Below are 13653 nucleotides of genomic sequence, written 5' to 3'. Positions count from 1 at the left end.
ACTCAGGTATTGCAATAAAAAGCGGATCAGATGGGATTTGAACGAATGCCTGCGACAACTTGATGCACCCGCGAACGCAGGCCGCAAACGCCTATCCCAGGCGCCTGCGGGCGTTGTTGATCCGGGTCAGTCAAATCACCGAATCACTGTCGGTGGCCTTCAGATGCTTACGACCGTCGACAGCACCTGCTACGGTCAATGCGTCGGCTTCTGCTTCGGTGATGTAGATACGCTGGCCGTTGATCTCCACTGCCGACATGGCTTTTTCCGAGTCGGTGATGATGGTGACGTCGGGGCACAGACGAATTTCTTCGCCGTTTTCGGTGGTGAAAAAGCAGGTTTGGCTTTCGATGCGCACGGTCATGGGACTGTCCTTTTTTCGGCGGAGACTAAAACCTTAGGTCGCCGGGGGCGGCCATCGTTCTGTGCAACCGATTAATGGTCGACGCGGTCCATCCTTTATCAACTCTCACAAGGACTGCGCGATGGATGCCTGGTGGCATGAAGTTTGGGTGACGCTGCAAGCGGAGTTCGCCGACGTTGGCGACGCTTCACAACTGACGCGCATTACCGTGCGTTTGCTGATGGCGGCCGTGTTGGGCGGTATTTTGGGTTTCGAGCGCGAGCACAAGGGCAAGGCTGCCGGGGTGCGCACGCATATGTTGGTGGCCCTGGGCGCTGCGCTGTTTGTACTGGTGCCGCAGATGTCCGGCTCCCAGGCGGATGCCATGAGCCGGGTGGTGCAGGGGGTGATCGCCGGGATCGGCTTCCTCGGTGCCGGGACCATCCTGAAGAACACCGAAGGCGATGAAGGTCACGTGAAAGGCCTGACCACGGCTGCCGGCTTGTGGATGACTGCGGCCATTGGCGTTTCCGCCGGGTTGGGCCGCGAGGCGACGGCGGTGCTCAGTACGTTGCTGGCCTTGGCGATTTTCAGCGTGATGCCGATGGTGGTGCGGATGCTCGACAAGAACAACAACCGCGAACCGTAAGATCGTTCCCACGCTCTGCGTGGGAATGCCTCAAGGGACGCTCCGCGTTCCACTGGGACGCAGAGCGTCCCGGGCTGCATTCCCACGCAGAGCGTGGGAAAGATCAGTCGCGCACAGTCGCGCAGTAGCGTGGGAACGATCTTACGCGGGGCTGACGATCACCGGCGGCATGGTCTGCGGCGGGTCTTCGCGGGGTGGCGGGGTGGTGCCTGGTGGCTCTTGTTCGGGCACCGGCTCCGGTTCGGTTGGCGGGATCGTCGGGTTGTCGATGTTGGGATCAGGTGTTTCTGCCGGGATCGGAATGCTCATCGTTGATGCCTCCTGGTTGCACATGGCGTGAGTCGTGCTTAAGTGAGTTGACCACCGCGTGAAGGTTTTGATTCCCACCAATACTCAGGCAAATCCCCGTGAACTTTTACCGGCGCCCGTCGCTCGGAACCTAAGTGAGTTCATTCCGGGACGGACCGGCCCATGTGGATGAACATCTGGCACAAGAGCGTCCTTGGGGCGTAAAGGAGAGATGCTCGATGATCGCTGAAAAACCGACAGAACTCAGTTACAACCCGCACATGCCGCTGTCGCAGGCGTTATTGCTGCCGCGCATTGCGATTGAAAACGTCATGCCGACCCTCGATGGCGGGCAGTTTGCCGTCAAGGCCGTGGTCGGCCAGGACGTGTTGGTGACCAGCAAGGTGTTTGCCGATGGCCACGACAAACTGGCCGTGCGCATCCGCTGGCGCGGCGAGGGTGAGGAGTCCTGGCACAGCGAAACCATGGCTGAACTGGGCAACAACGGCTGGCAGGGCCGGTTCCGGGTCGAGCGCCAGGGCCGTCATGTGTTCTGCATCGAAGCCTGGATCGATCAGTTCGCCAGCTTCTGTTATGAACTGGAAAAGAAACACACCGCCCGCGTGCCGGTGAGCCTGGAGCTGCAGGAAGGCCGCACGATGGTGCAACAGGCCGGCGAGCGCAGTGACGGTGAGTTGAGCGAGCAACTGGCGGGGCTGCACCATGAGCTGTCCGGGTTGCTCGAAACCGAGCAGGTCGCGCTGTTCCTGCACCAGCGTAGCGCCGACCTCATGGCCGAGGCCGACCATCGCGCCTACCTGAGCCTGAGCCAGGAGTACCCGCTGGACGTCGAACGGGAAATCGCCCAGTTCGCCAGCTGGTACGAGCTGTTTCCGCGCTCGATCACCGACGATCCCACCCGCCACGGCACCTTTAACGACGTGCACTCGCGGCTGCCGATGATCCAGGACATGGGCTTCGACGTGCTGTACTTCCCGCCGATCCACCCGATCGGCCGCAGCTACCGCAAAGGCCCAAACAATTCCCTGACCGCCGGCCCCGACGATCCGGGCAGCCCGTACGCCATCGGCAGTGCCGAGGGCGGGCACGAGGCGATTCATTCCGAGTTGGGCACCCGTGAAGATTTTCGCCGGCTGGTGGTCGCAGCGGCGGAGCATGGGCTGGAAATCGCCCTCGACTTCGCCATCCAGTGCTCCCAGGACCACCCGTGGCTGCAACAGCATCCGGGCTGGTTCAACTGGCGGCCCGACGGCACGATCAAATACGCCGAGAACCCGCCGAAGAAATATCAGGACATCGTCAACGTCGACTTCTACGCCGCCGACGCGATTCCCAGCCTCTGGGTCGAATTGCGCGACATCGTGGTCGGTTGGGTCGAGGAGGGCGTGAAGATCTTTCGCGTCGACAACCCGCACACCAAGCCGCTGCCGTTCTGGCAATGGCTGATTGCCGATGTGCGGGCGCTGCACCCCGAAGTGATTTTCCTCGCCGAAGCCTTTACCACCCCGGCGATGATGGCGCGGCTGGGCAAGGTCGGTTACTCCCAGAGCTACACCTATTTCACCTGGCGCAACACCAAGTACGAACTGTCGACTTATTTCAGTGAGCTGAACGAGTCGCCGTGGAGTGAATGCTTTCGCCCCAACTTCTTCGTCAACACCCCGGACATCAACCCGGCGTTCCTGCACGAATCCGGACGCCCCGGCTTTCTGATCCGCGCGGCGCTGGCGACCATGGGCTCGGGCCTGTGGGGCATGTATTCGGGGTTCGAGCTGTGCGAGGCGGCGCCGATTCCGGGCAAGGAGGAATACCTCAATTCCGAGAAGTACGAGATCCGCCCGCGAGACTTCAATGCGCCGGGCAACATCATTGCCGAGATCGCCCAGCTCAACCGCATCCGCCGGCAGAACCCGGCGTTGCAGACGCACCTGGGGCTGAAGATCTACAACGCCTGGAACGACAACATTCTGTACTTCGGCAAACGCAGCGCCGACGGCAGCAACTTCATCCTGGTGGCGGTCAGCCTCGACCCGCACAACGTGCAGGAAGCGAATTTCGAATTGCCGCTCTGGGAAATGGGCCTGCCCGACGATGCCAGCACCCAAGGCGAAGACTTGATGAACGGCCACCGCTGGACCTGGCACGGCAAGTACCAGTTCATGCGGATCGACCCGGCGCATCAGCCGTTCGGGATTTGGCGAATTACCGTTTAGCACGATCGTTCCCACGCTCTGCGTGGGAATGCAGCCCGGGACGCTCCGCGTCCCCTCCAGAGCCGAACGCGGAGCGTCCGTTGAGGCATTCCCACGCAGAGCGTGGGAACGATCTGGGTCGAGGCGTTTTCTGTTTTTCACAGGAGTTTCAAATGGCGAAGAAACCCAAGGCCACAACTTTTATCAAGGATCCACTCTGGTACAAGGATGCGGTGATTTACCAGGTTCACGTTAAATCCTTTTTCGACTCCAACAATGACGGGATCGGCGACTTTCCTGGGCTGATCGCCAAACTCGATTACATTGCCGACCTGGGCGTCAACACCATCTGGCTGTTGCCGTTCTATCCATCGCCGCGCCGCGATGACGGCTACGACATCGCCGAATACCGTGGCGTGCATTCCGACTACGGCACCATGGCCGACGCCAAGCGCTTTATCGCCGAGGCGCACAAACGTGGTTTGCGGGTGATCACCGAGCTGGTCATCAACCACACCTCCGACCAGCACGCCTGGTTCCAGCGCGCGCGCAAAGCCAAAAAAGGCTCGGCCGCCCGGGACTTCTACGTCTGGTCGGATGACGACCAAAAGTACGCCGGCACCCGCATCATTTTCCTCGACACCGAGAAGTCCAACTGGACCTGGGACCCGGTCGCCGGTCAGTACTTCTGGCACCGTTTCTATTCCCACCAGCCGGACCTGAACTTCGACAACCCGCAAGTCATGAAAGCCGTGCTCTCGGTGATGCGCTACTGGCTGGACATGGGCATCGACGGCCTGCGCCTTGACGCGATCCCGTACCTGATCGAACGCGACGGCACCAACAACGAGAACCTGCCCGAGACCCACGACGTCTTGAAGCAGATCCGTGCCGAAATCGATGCCAACTACCCCGACCGCATGCTGCTGGCCGAGGCCAATCAATGGCCCGAAGACACGCAGCTGTACTTCGGTGACGCGGATTCCATCGGCCTGAACGGCGACGAATGCCACATGGCGTTCCACTTCCCGCTGATGCCGCGCATGTACATGGCGCTGGCTCAGGAAGACCGCTTCCCGATCACCGACATCCTGCGCCAGACCCCGGAAATTCCGGCCAACTGCCAGTGGGCGATTTTCCTGCGCAACCACGATGAGCTGACCCTGGAAATGGTCACCGACAAGGAGCGCGATTACCTGTGGAATTACTACGCGGCCGACCGTCGGGCGCGGATCAACCTGGGGATTCGCCGCCGTCTCGCGCCGCTGATGGAGCGCGACCGTCGCCGCATCGAACTGCTCAACAGCCTGCTGCTGTCGATGCCCGGCACGCCGACCTTGTATTACGGCGATGAAATCGGCATGGGCGACAACATCTACCTCGGCGACCGCGACGGCGTGCGTACGCCGATGCAATGGTCCATCGACCGTAACGGCGGCTTCTCCCGCGCCGACCCGGCCAGCCTGGTGCTGCCGCCGATCATGGACCCGCAATACGGCTACCTGTCGGTCAACGTCGAAACCCAGGCCGGCGACCCGCATTCGCTGCTGAACTGGACCCGACGCATGCTCGCCGTGCGCAAGCAGTCCAAGGCGTTCGGCCGTGGCACGCTGAAAATGCTCTCGCCGAGCAACCGCCGGATTCTGGCGTATACCCGTGAATTCACCGGCGCCGACGGCAAGCACGAAATCATCCTCTGCGTGGCCAACGTGTCGCGCAGTGCGCAAGCGGCGGAACTCGACCTGTCGGCCTACGCCGGCATGGTCCCGGTGGAGATGCTCGGCGGTAACGCCTTCCCGCCCATCGGCCAGTTGAATTTCCTGCTGACCCTGGCGCCGTACGGCTTCTATTGGTTCGTCCTGGCGGCGGAAAACCAGATGCCGAGCTGGCACGTGGAACCGGCGCAAAGCCTGCCGGACTTCACCACCCTGGTGCTGAAAAAACGCATGGAAGAACTGCTCGAAGCGCCGTCCCGCGGCACCCTGGAGCAAGACATCCTGCCGAACTGGTTGCAGAACCGGCGCTGGTTTGCCGGCAAGGACGCGGCCATCGACAAGGTCAGCATCGCGTACGGCGTACGCTTCGGCGATCCGCTGCACCCGGTGCTGTTGAGTGAAATCGACGTCACCAGCGGCGGCCAGACCAGTCGTTATCAACTGCCGTTCGGCTTTATCTCCGAGGATCAGGTTGGCGCGGCGCTGCCGCAACAACTGGCCCTGTCGCGGGTTCGCCGTGTGCGTCAGGTCGGTTTGATCACTGATGCGTTCAGCCTGGAAACCTACGTCCGCGCGGTGCTTGAGGGCATGCAGGCCAGTACCGTGTTGCATTCCAGCGAAGGCGAGATTCGGTTCGAACCGACCCAGGAACTGGCCAAGCGCGGCCTGAGCGCCGAGTCGGAAGTGCGCTACCTGTCGGCCGAGCAGTCCAACAGTTCGGTGGTGATCGGCAACAGCCTGGTGCTCAAACTGATCCGCAAAATCGCCTCGGGCGTGCACCCGGAACTGGAAATGAGTGCTTACCTGACCCAGGCCGGGTTCGCCAATATTTCACCGCTGCTGGGTTCGGTGATTCGCCGCGATGCCCAGGGTGAAGACACGCTGTTGATGATTGCCCAGGGCTACTTGAGCAATCAGGGCGATGCCTGGGAATGGACCCAGAACAACCTCGAACGGGCGCTGCGCGATGAACTCGCTGACGCCGTGTCCGAGCAGGAGCAGCACTACAACGCCCTCGGTGAGTTGAAGGATTTTGCCGGCATGCTCGGCCAGCGCCTGGGGGAAATGCACGTGGTGCTGGCGACCCCGAGCGACAACCCGGACTTCGCCCCGCAGGTCACTACGCAGAAGGAAGCCCTGGCCTCGGCCAAGGACGTGGCGGCGCAACTGGAACACGCGCTGAAGTTGCTAAAGCAGCATCAAAGCGAATTGAACCCGGCAGACAAAGCGCTGGTCACTCGTTTGCTGGACAACAAAAAAACCATCCTCGGCCATGTCCAGGAACTGGGCAAAAAAGCCGCGGGTGGCTTGCGGATTCGTGTCCACGGCGACTTGCACTTGGGTCAGGTGCTGGTGATCAAGGGCGATGCCTACCTGATCGACTTCGAAGGCGAACCGGCGCGGCCGCTCAGTGAGCGTCGCGGCAAGCACAGTCCGTACAAAGATGTCAGCGGCGTGCTGCGCTCCTTCGACTATGCCGCGGCGATGGCGATCAACGTGCATAACGTCGACAACACCGCCGATGCTCAAGCGGCCCGGCAACGGGTGGCCGACCGCTATTTAGTTGAAGCGCAACAGGCATTTATCGACGCTTATCGGCTGGCGGCAGCTAGTCTTGGTCATGCGTGGCAAGATCCTGAAGGCGAGGACGCCGCACTGGCGTTGTTCGGCCTGGAGAAGGCGGCCTATGAAGTGGCTTATGAGGCGGAAAACCGCCCCACCTGGCTGCCGGTGCCGTTGCACGGTTTGTATGGGTTATTGAGTGGGCTCAAACCCTTTTCCGATCTTGGTGGAGAGTAGTCATGAGTTTCTCGAACAAGGAACAGGGGCACCATAAAGAAGCGCTGCTACCCAGGGCGCGAGACATTGATGCGCTGGTACGCGCCGAACACCACGACCCGTTTTCCATCCTCGGCCCCCACGGCGACGACCAGGGCGGGCAATTCATCCGCGCCTATCTGCCGGACGCTCTGAGCGTGCAGGTGTTGGCCAAGGATTCCGGCGAAGAGCTGGGCAACCTTGAAGCCACCCAGACGCCGGGGCTGTTCGTCGGCCATTTCGACCGCGCGCAGCCGTACCTGCTGCGCACCCGCTGGGCCGGTGGCGAGCAGGTGGCGGAAGATCCTTACAGCTTCGGGCCGTTGCTCGGTGAAATGGACTTGTACCTGTTCGCCGAGGGCAATCACCGCGACCTCAGTGCGTGCCTTGGCGCGCAGTTGAAGAATGTCGATGGCGTCGATGGCGTGCGTTTCTCCGTGTGGGCGCCGAACGCCAAACGCGTGTCAGTGGTCGGCGACTTCAACGTCTGGGACGGCCGTCGGCATCCGATGCGCTTGCGTCATCCGACCGGGGTCTGGGAGTTGTTCATCCCGCGCCTGCAAGCGGGGGAGGCCTACAAATACGAAATCCTCGGTGCCCAGGGCATTTTGCCGCTCAAGGCCGACCCGATGGCCCTGGCTACACAGATGCCGCCGGACACCGCCTCGAGAGTCGCGGCGCCCCTGAGCATCGACTGGCAGGACCATGAGTGGATGCAGTCGCGCGCTGACAAGCAGAAACCCAGCGCACCGCTGTCGATCTATGAATTGCACGCCGGTTCGTGGCAATGCGAGCTGGATGACCTGGGCGAAGTCGCGCGCCAGTACACCTGGCACGAATTGGCTGATCGGCTGATTCCGTATGTGAAGGAGCTGGGGTTCACCCACATCGAACTGATGCCGATCATGGAGCATCCGTTCGGTGGCTCCTGGGGTTATCAATTGCTCTCGCAATTCGCCCCGAGTGCGCGTTACGGTTCGCCGGACGATTTCGCGGCGTTCGTCAACGCCTGCCACCAGGCCGATATTGGCGTGATCCTCGATTGGGTGCCGGCGCATTTCCCTACCGATACCCATGGTTTGGCGCAGTTCGACGGCACGGCGTTGTATGAATACGCCAACCCGATGGAAGGCTTTCACCAGGATTGGGACACGTTGATCTACAACCTGGGGCGCACCGAAGTGCACGGCTACATGCTCGCCTCGGCGCTGCACTGGCTCAAACACTTCCACGTCGATGGCCTGCGGGTCGATGCCGTGGCCTCGATGCTCTATCGCGACTACTCGCGCAAGGCCGGCGAATGGGTGCCGAACCGCCATGGCGGTCGCGAAAACCTGGAAGCCATCGATTTCCTGCGGCACCTCAATGACGTGGTCGACCTCGAAGCGCCCGGTGCCTTGGTGATCGCCGAAGAATCCACCGCGTGGCCCGGCGTCAGCCAGAACACCCAGCAGGGTGGCCTCGGTTTCGACTACAAGTGGAACATGGGCTGGATGCACGATTCGCTGCATTACATCCAGCAGGATCCGGTGTACCGCGCCCATCACCACAACGAGCTGAGTTTCGGCTTGGTGTATGCGTGGTCCGAGCGTTTTATCCTGCCGATTTCCCACGATGAAGTGGTGCACGGCAAGCATTCGCTGATTGACAAGATGCCCGGCGACCGCTGGCAGAAATTCGCGAATCTGCGCGCCTACCTGAGTTTCATGTGGGCGCATCCGGGCAAGAAACTGTTGTTCATGGGCTGCGAGTTTGGCCAGTGGCGCGAGTGGAATCACGATCAGCAACTGGACTGGTACCTGTTGCAGTACTCCGAGCACAAAGGCGTGCAGAAACTGGTCGGTGACCTCAACCGGTTGTACCGCGAAGAACCGGCGCTGCACGATCAGGACGATGCGCCGCAAGGCTTCCAGTGGTTGATCGGCGATGATGCGGTCAACAGCGTTTATGCCTTTATGCGCTGGAGCAAGGACGGTCGGCCCGCGCTGGTGGTGGCCAACTTCACGCCGGTGCCGCGTCCGGCCTATCGCATCGGCGTGCCGTTTGCCGGACGCTGGGCCGAGCTGATCAACAGCGACGCCGACACCTATGCCGGTTCCAACTATGGCAATGGCGGCGGGGCGTTTACCGAGGAAGAGCCGAGCCACGGCCAGGCGTTGTCGCTGGTGTTGAATCTGCCGCCGCTGGCAGTGTTGATTTTGCGGCCGGAGGGTTGATCCTCTAACACCGCGTCGCTCCCTTCGCGGGCAAGCCTCGCTCCTACGGAATTGATCGTTCCCACGCTCTGCGTGGGAATGCCTCAAGGGACGCTCCGCGTTCCATTGGGACGCGGAGCGTCCCGGGATGCATTCCCACGCAGAGCGTGGGAACGATCACCTCACCACCGCATCCGAACCCCCAGACTGCCAATCAACCCATTCAAATCATTGTCGTCCACGTCACTGCTGTAATCGGCGCTGACGTACAGGCTGACGGCGGGCGTGACCCTGGCCACCAACCCCAATCCCACATCCACCGTCGATGAATTGCGACTGCTGCTGATCTTGTCCACCTGATCCAGGGTCACGGTCGTGCCGGTGTACACCGTGTGCCACAAGTTGGTCCGCACATAGGGTTCGACTGGCAGGCCATTGATGTCGTAACTGCCTTTCAACCGCGCACCGACCCGGCCGCTCCATGACGTCAGATCGCTGGAAGACGCGTTATTGGCCCCCGCATAGAGCGTGTCCAGGGTAATGCGCTGGTTGATCAATTGCGCCTGGGGTTCCACCACCCAGTTCTCGCCCAGGCCGATGGGGAAGCCACCTTCCACCGACACCGTCATCGCGCTGCCCTCGGCGGTTTGCCGCATGCCTTGGGCATCGCGGCTGTAACCATTGACCCGGCCACCGCTGGCGGTCAGGTCGACGTGCCAGCCTTGAGGCCCGGTCAGGCTCCAGTAGGCGCCGAGGCTCTGGCCTTGCAGGTTGAGGGTGTCATTGCCGGGGTCGGCCATCGCGCGGCCGGTCAACAAGCCATCGCTATTGCCCTGGTACTGGCTGGTGCCCCCGATCAGCCCGACCCGTTGCACATGACCGCTGCTGCTTTGCAGGGTCAGGATGGCCGGGCCTTTGAATTCGTCGACACCGGGGCTCGCAAAACTCCCGGACAGCGCGTCGGTTTGGGCTTGGCGTGACGCTTGGCCATAGAGCTGATCCCAGGCAGTGGGTGCGGCGTTTTCGATGGTCAGGTGTGAACTTCGCAAGTCCGGGTTGAAGGTGTAGCGTCCCGGGTAGGTGGCGGCGACATTGGGCAAGGTCAATGTCGGCACCTCCTGACGATACCAAGGGGTGGCGTCGTCTTCGGCGGGACCGGCTTGTACATCCATGGATGAACACAGCAACAGTGTGCTCGAGACGGTGCAAACAGTGATTCTGATCTCTTGTGGGGTGAATGAGGTTTTCATGGAGGCCTACCTTGCACACGCATGCCGTTTCTCGCTTGGGCGTCTCTCCTACCCCGAATGAGGGGCGACCGAATGGATTGAGGCAAGCCTATGGCCGCCCGTTTTTGCGGGTGTCTGAAGGTTTGCCCCGGATGTATTTCCGGGGGTAGTACCGTGTAGCTAAGAAGACCTGTGACCTTGCGTCAAGAAAATGGCCGATAAATGGTAGGGCTATTTTAGCGATTGCAAGTGTCTGTTTTATCGCGTGTCTATAAGTGATTGTTTGTGCAAAAGATCATCAGGAAACCCTCAAGCCAGCGGCTTTTGATAGTTGGCTAAACACCTACCAACTCAACCTGACGCCGACATTGCCCACCACGCCGCGCAACGGATTACTGTCAATATTGCGGGTGTAATCGGCACTGGCGTACACACTGACGGAGGAATCCAGGCTCAGGACCACGCCGATCCCGAGGTCGGCGCTGGAGGATTTCTGTTCGCTCTCGATCCGGTCGACGTGATCGAACGTCACCGTGTCGGTCCCCGAAAACGTGTGCCACAGATTGGCCCGCAGATACGGCTCCAGCGGCCGACCACTGACTTCATAACGACCCTTGAGGCGCGCACCGAGGCGACCGGTCCAGGCGCCGTCGGAATCGAAGGACACCCGGGAAATGCCGTCGTCCTGACTGTCCAGGGAGATTTTCTGGTGAATCACTTGCGCCTGGGGTTCCACCACCCAGTTGCCGGCCAGGCTGATCGGGTAGCCGGCCTCTGCCGACAGCGTCAGGGCGTGCCCCCGGTTGTCGAGCTTGAGGCCGCGCTCGGAACGGTTATCGCCGTCGAAGCGCGTGCCCATCACCACCGTATCGACGTACCAGCCCTTGGGATCGGTCAGCGTCCAGTACAGGCCGTAGCTGTCGCCTTCCAGTTCCACGCTGCCGGCACGCTTGCCTTCAAAGCCTTCGTTGAAACCGTCGACATCGCCCTGTAAACGGGTGTGACCGACGAAGAACCCGGTGCGCCGGGTTTGCCCGCCGTCGGTTTGCACGCTGTACAAATCGTTGCCCACTTGAAAACCGTTCAGCGAACCGTTGAGCCGTGGCGTCACGGTGCCGGCCCAGGTCTGGTCGAAATTCCGGCCATAGACCCGCGCCCAACCCGCGCTGAAGGCGCCGGTCTCGGTGAGCAGGCGCTGCTCGCCCTGGCGATCGTGGAAGGTGCCGAGGGCGCTGAGGGTCAATTGCGCGGCGGCCGGTGGCAGCACCGACCAGGTCGGGACTTCCGGGCGGTACAAGGGAATCGGCGCCGCCCCGGGGACGGCGGCGGGCAACACGGGTAGCGGCGAACTGCCGGCCGGTGCGGCGGGCACGGTGACGAGGGTCGGTGGCAGGGTCGGGTCGGCGTTGGGAATGCTGATGACCGTGGGTGTCGCGGCGGCCGCCACGAGGATCGGCGGCAAGGTTGGATCAGGGTTGGGAATGCTGAAGATCGTCGGCGTGGCCGCCGCCACGGGCGTCGCCACCGCCGGCACGATAATCGGCGGCAAGTCTGGATCGGGATTGGGAATGCTAAAGGCCGCCGCTGGCGCGACCACCGCTGAGCGCAGGTACCAACTGTTCTCAGTGCCTGCGGTGACGCCGCCCTTGAACAGACGGTAATCATAGGCGCCCGCCGACACCGTGCCATTGAGCACAAACGCGCTGTTATCGCTGACGGCCGTGCCCTGGGCCTGGACTAACTGGATGCCGTTCTGCTGGGTCAAACCGCCGACGCCGCCCAGGTTGCTGACGCTGATCACGGTGCTGCCGGTCAAGGTGCCGTTGTTCACCACCAGTTTGTCGCTGGGGGAACTGTCGTCGCCGACCACGCTTTGCAGCCGCAGTTGGCCGTTATTGCCGGCGTAATTGCCCTGGACGGTCAGGCTGTCGTCGGTGCTGGTGTTGCCGCTGGCCAGGTCAATCACCCCGGCGTTGTTCAGGGTCGCGAACTGGCCGGCGGTAAACGGTGTGATGCTGCCCTGAGTCGACGTCAGGGTGCTGCTGGAATCGATGTTGAATGCCCCGGTGCCGCTGGCGCTGTCGCCCAGGACGAAGTTGCCGGCCAGGTCGAATCGCGAGCCGTTGCTCAGGTTCACCGTTTCCCAGTTGATGTAGCGGGCGGGGTTGGCGGTGGCGGTGTGGTCGAAGGTCAGCAGGTCGTTACCGGTTCCGCCGTCGATACTGGGGGTGAGGGCGAGGATGCTTTCATCGAGGTTGCTCAGAGTCGCGCGGTCGTTACCTTCGGCCATGAGGATGGCTGAGCGGATAATGCCGCCACCGCTCCAGTTCAAAATGTCATCGCCGACACTGGCGCGGATTTCACCGACGATCTCGCCGCCGGTCACGGTGATGCTGTCGTTGCCGCCGCTGACGCTGATATTGCCGCCGATGAAGCCACCGGAAACGATGATGGTGTCGGTGCCGAACCCGGTCACCAGGTTGCCGAGGATCTGCCCGCCGGACAGGTCGAAAATATTGTTGTCGAGCTTCATGTCGACCCGACCGATAGTGCCGCCGGTCATCCGCGCCACGTCGCCATCCTCGAAGGCGCCGGTGATCGTGCCGCCGGTCATCAGGAAGGTGTCACGCCCATCGCCCTGGGCCAGGGACTGAATCGTGCCGCCGCTCATGACGAAGTCATCGATGCCGTTGCCTTGGCTCACGGCGCCGGTGATTTGCCCGGCGCTGATGCGCACGCGGTCGTTGCCGTCACCCTGATCGAGCGCACCGGCGAGGGTGCCGGAGTTCATGTCGAAGGTGTCGCTGCCGGCGCCAAAGGTTACGTTGCCATTGATGCGGCCCGTGCCGTTGGCGGGGAAGGTCAGGCTGTTGTTGCCCGCCAGATCGGTCAAGGCACCGCTGGTGCCGCTGTCGCAGGTGAAGGCATCGTTGCCGGGGCCGGCGATCAGTGAGCAGGCGCCAGAGGCGAGGGGACTGACGAAAATCAGGAGTGAAGCAGGAACAACGAAGACCTGCGGCATTGTCCGCAGCAGCCAGGCATAGCGACTCATGGCGAATCCCTTCTCGTGTTTCGGGGGATGTCATCCTTGGTGGTTCGCCGGACTGTAAAACAACCCTAATTCATGAACTGCGTGAGGCACGGGCCCTAACGAATTGAATGTGCTAGTCCTTAAGCTTTTTTAAGGTGTAGTCGCATTCTTT

Annotated in this window: 8 protein-coding genes; 4 read left to right on the top strand and 4 right to left on the bottom strand. The window is 61.8% G+C overall.

The window, feature by feature from the left end; translation table 11 throughout:
- Window positions 1–130: 130 nt before the first annotated feature.
- Window positions 131–364, bottom strand: a complete 234-nt coding sequence (locus tag FQ192_RS28280) for a DUF3203 family protein (protein ID WP_149661474.1) — start codon at window positions 362–364, stop codon at window positions 131–133.
- A gap of 121 nt (window positions 365–485) precedes the next feature.
- Between FQ192_RS28280 and FQ192_RS28275 the strand changes: the two genes are divergently transcribed.
- Window positions 486–992 carry an MgtC/SapB family protein gene (locus FQ192_RS28275; protein WP_149661473.1) on the top strand — a complete coding sequence of 169 codons (507 nt, stop codon included), beginning with the start codon at window positions 486–488 and terminating at the stop codon, window positions 990–992.
- A gap of 141 nt (window positions 993–1133) precedes the next feature.
- Here FQ192_RS28275 and FQ192_RS34110 read toward each other — a convergent pair whose 3' ends face one another.
- Window positions 1134–1301 carry a hypothetical protein gene (locus FQ192_RS34110; protein ID WP_178129263.1) on the bottom strand — a complete coding sequence of 56 codons (168 nt, stop codon included), beginning with the start codon at window positions 1299–1301 and terminating at the stop codon, window positions 1134–1136.
- Between the two features lie 218 nt (window positions 1302–1519).
- Here FQ192_RS34110 and FQ192_RS28265 point away from each other — a divergent pair, with 218 nt between their 5' ends.
- The 3 genes from FQ192_RS28265 to glgB all read left to right on the top strand — a co-directional run bounded on the left by FQ192_RS28265 (window position 1520) and on the right by glgB (window position 9242).
- Window positions 1520–3514: an alpha-1,4-glucan--maltose-1-phosphate maltosyltransferase gene (locus tag FQ192_RS28265; protein WP_149661472.1), complete on the top strand. Its 1995-nt coding sequence runs from the start codon at window positions 1520–1522 to the stop codon at window positions 3512–3514.
- Window positions 3515–3666: 152 nt separating this feature from the next.
- A complete protein-coding gene (gene treS / locus FQ192_RS28260; RefSeq protein ID WP_149661471.1) occupies window positions 3667–7008 on the top strand; it encodes a maltose alpha-D-glucosyltransferase in 3342 nt (1113 codons plus the stop codon).
- A gap of 2 nt (window positions 7009–7010) precedes the next feature.
- Complete coding sequence (gene glgB / locus FQ192_RS28255) at window positions 7011–9242, top strand: 1,4-alpha-glucan branching protein GlgB (protein WP_149661470.1); 2232 nt, start codon at window positions 7011–7013, stop codon at window positions 9240–9242.
- A 161-nt stretch (window positions 9243–9403) separates the two neighbouring features.
- Here the strand turns inward: glgB and FQ192_RS28250 are convergent, their stop codons facing one another.
- Window positions 9404–10471 carry an autotransporter outer membrane beta-barrel domain-containing protein gene (locus FQ192_RS28250; RefSeq protein ID WP_149661469.1) on the bottom strand — a complete coding sequence of 356 codons (1068 nt, stop codon included), beginning with the start codon at window positions 10469–10471 and terminating at the stop codon, window positions 9404–9406.
- Between the two features lie 322 nt (window positions 10472–10793).
- The gene (locus FQ192_RS28245) at window positions 10794–13502 is read right to left on the bottom strand and encodes an autotransporter outer membrane beta-barrel domain-containing protein (protein WP_149661468.1); all 2709 of its coding nucleotides are present in this window, start codon (window positions 13500–13502) and stop codon (window positions 10794–10796) included.
- Window positions 13503–13653: the final 151 nt, after the last annotated feature.

This window comes from Pseudomonas sp. ANT_J12, assembly GCF_008370045.1.
Taxonomy (GTDB): domain Bacteria; phylum Pseudomonadota; class Gammaproteobacteria; order Pseudomonadales; family Pseudomonadaceae; genus Aquipseudomonas.
This window is presented reverse-complemented; position numbering and strand designations above follow the sequence as displayed.

Coding starts and splice junctions, on each gene's coding strand:
- FQ192_RS28280 (WP_149661474.1), bottom strand. CDS start 364: ATGACCGTGCGCATCGAAAGCCAAACCTGCTTTTTCACCACCGAAAAC.
- FQ192_RS28275 (WP_149661473.1), top strand. CDS start 486: ATGGATGCCTGGTGGCATGAAGTTTGGGTGACGCTGCAAGCGGAGTTC.
- FQ192_RS34110 (WP_178129263.1), bottom strand. CDS start 1,301: ATGAGCATTCCGATCCCGGCAGAAACACCTGATCCCAACATCGACAAC.
- FQ192_RS28265 (WP_149661472.1), top strand. CDS start 1,520: ATGATCGCTGAAAAACCGACAGAACTCAGTTACAACCCGCACATGCCG.
- treS (WP_149661471.1), top strand. CDS start 3,667: ATGGCGAAGAAACCCAAGGCCACAACTTTTATCAAGGATCCACTCTGG.
- glgB (WP_149661470.1), top strand. CDS start 7,011: ATGAGTTTCTCGAACAAGGAACAGGGGCACCATAAAGAAGCGCTGCTA.
- FQ192_RS28250 (WP_149661469.1), bottom strand. CDS start 10,471: ATGAAAACCTCATTCACCCCACAAGAGATCAGAATCACTGTTTGCACC.
- FQ192_RS28245 (WP_149661468.1), bottom strand. CDS start 13,502: ATGAGTCGCTATGCCTGGCTGCTGCGGACAATGCCGCAGGTCTTCGTT.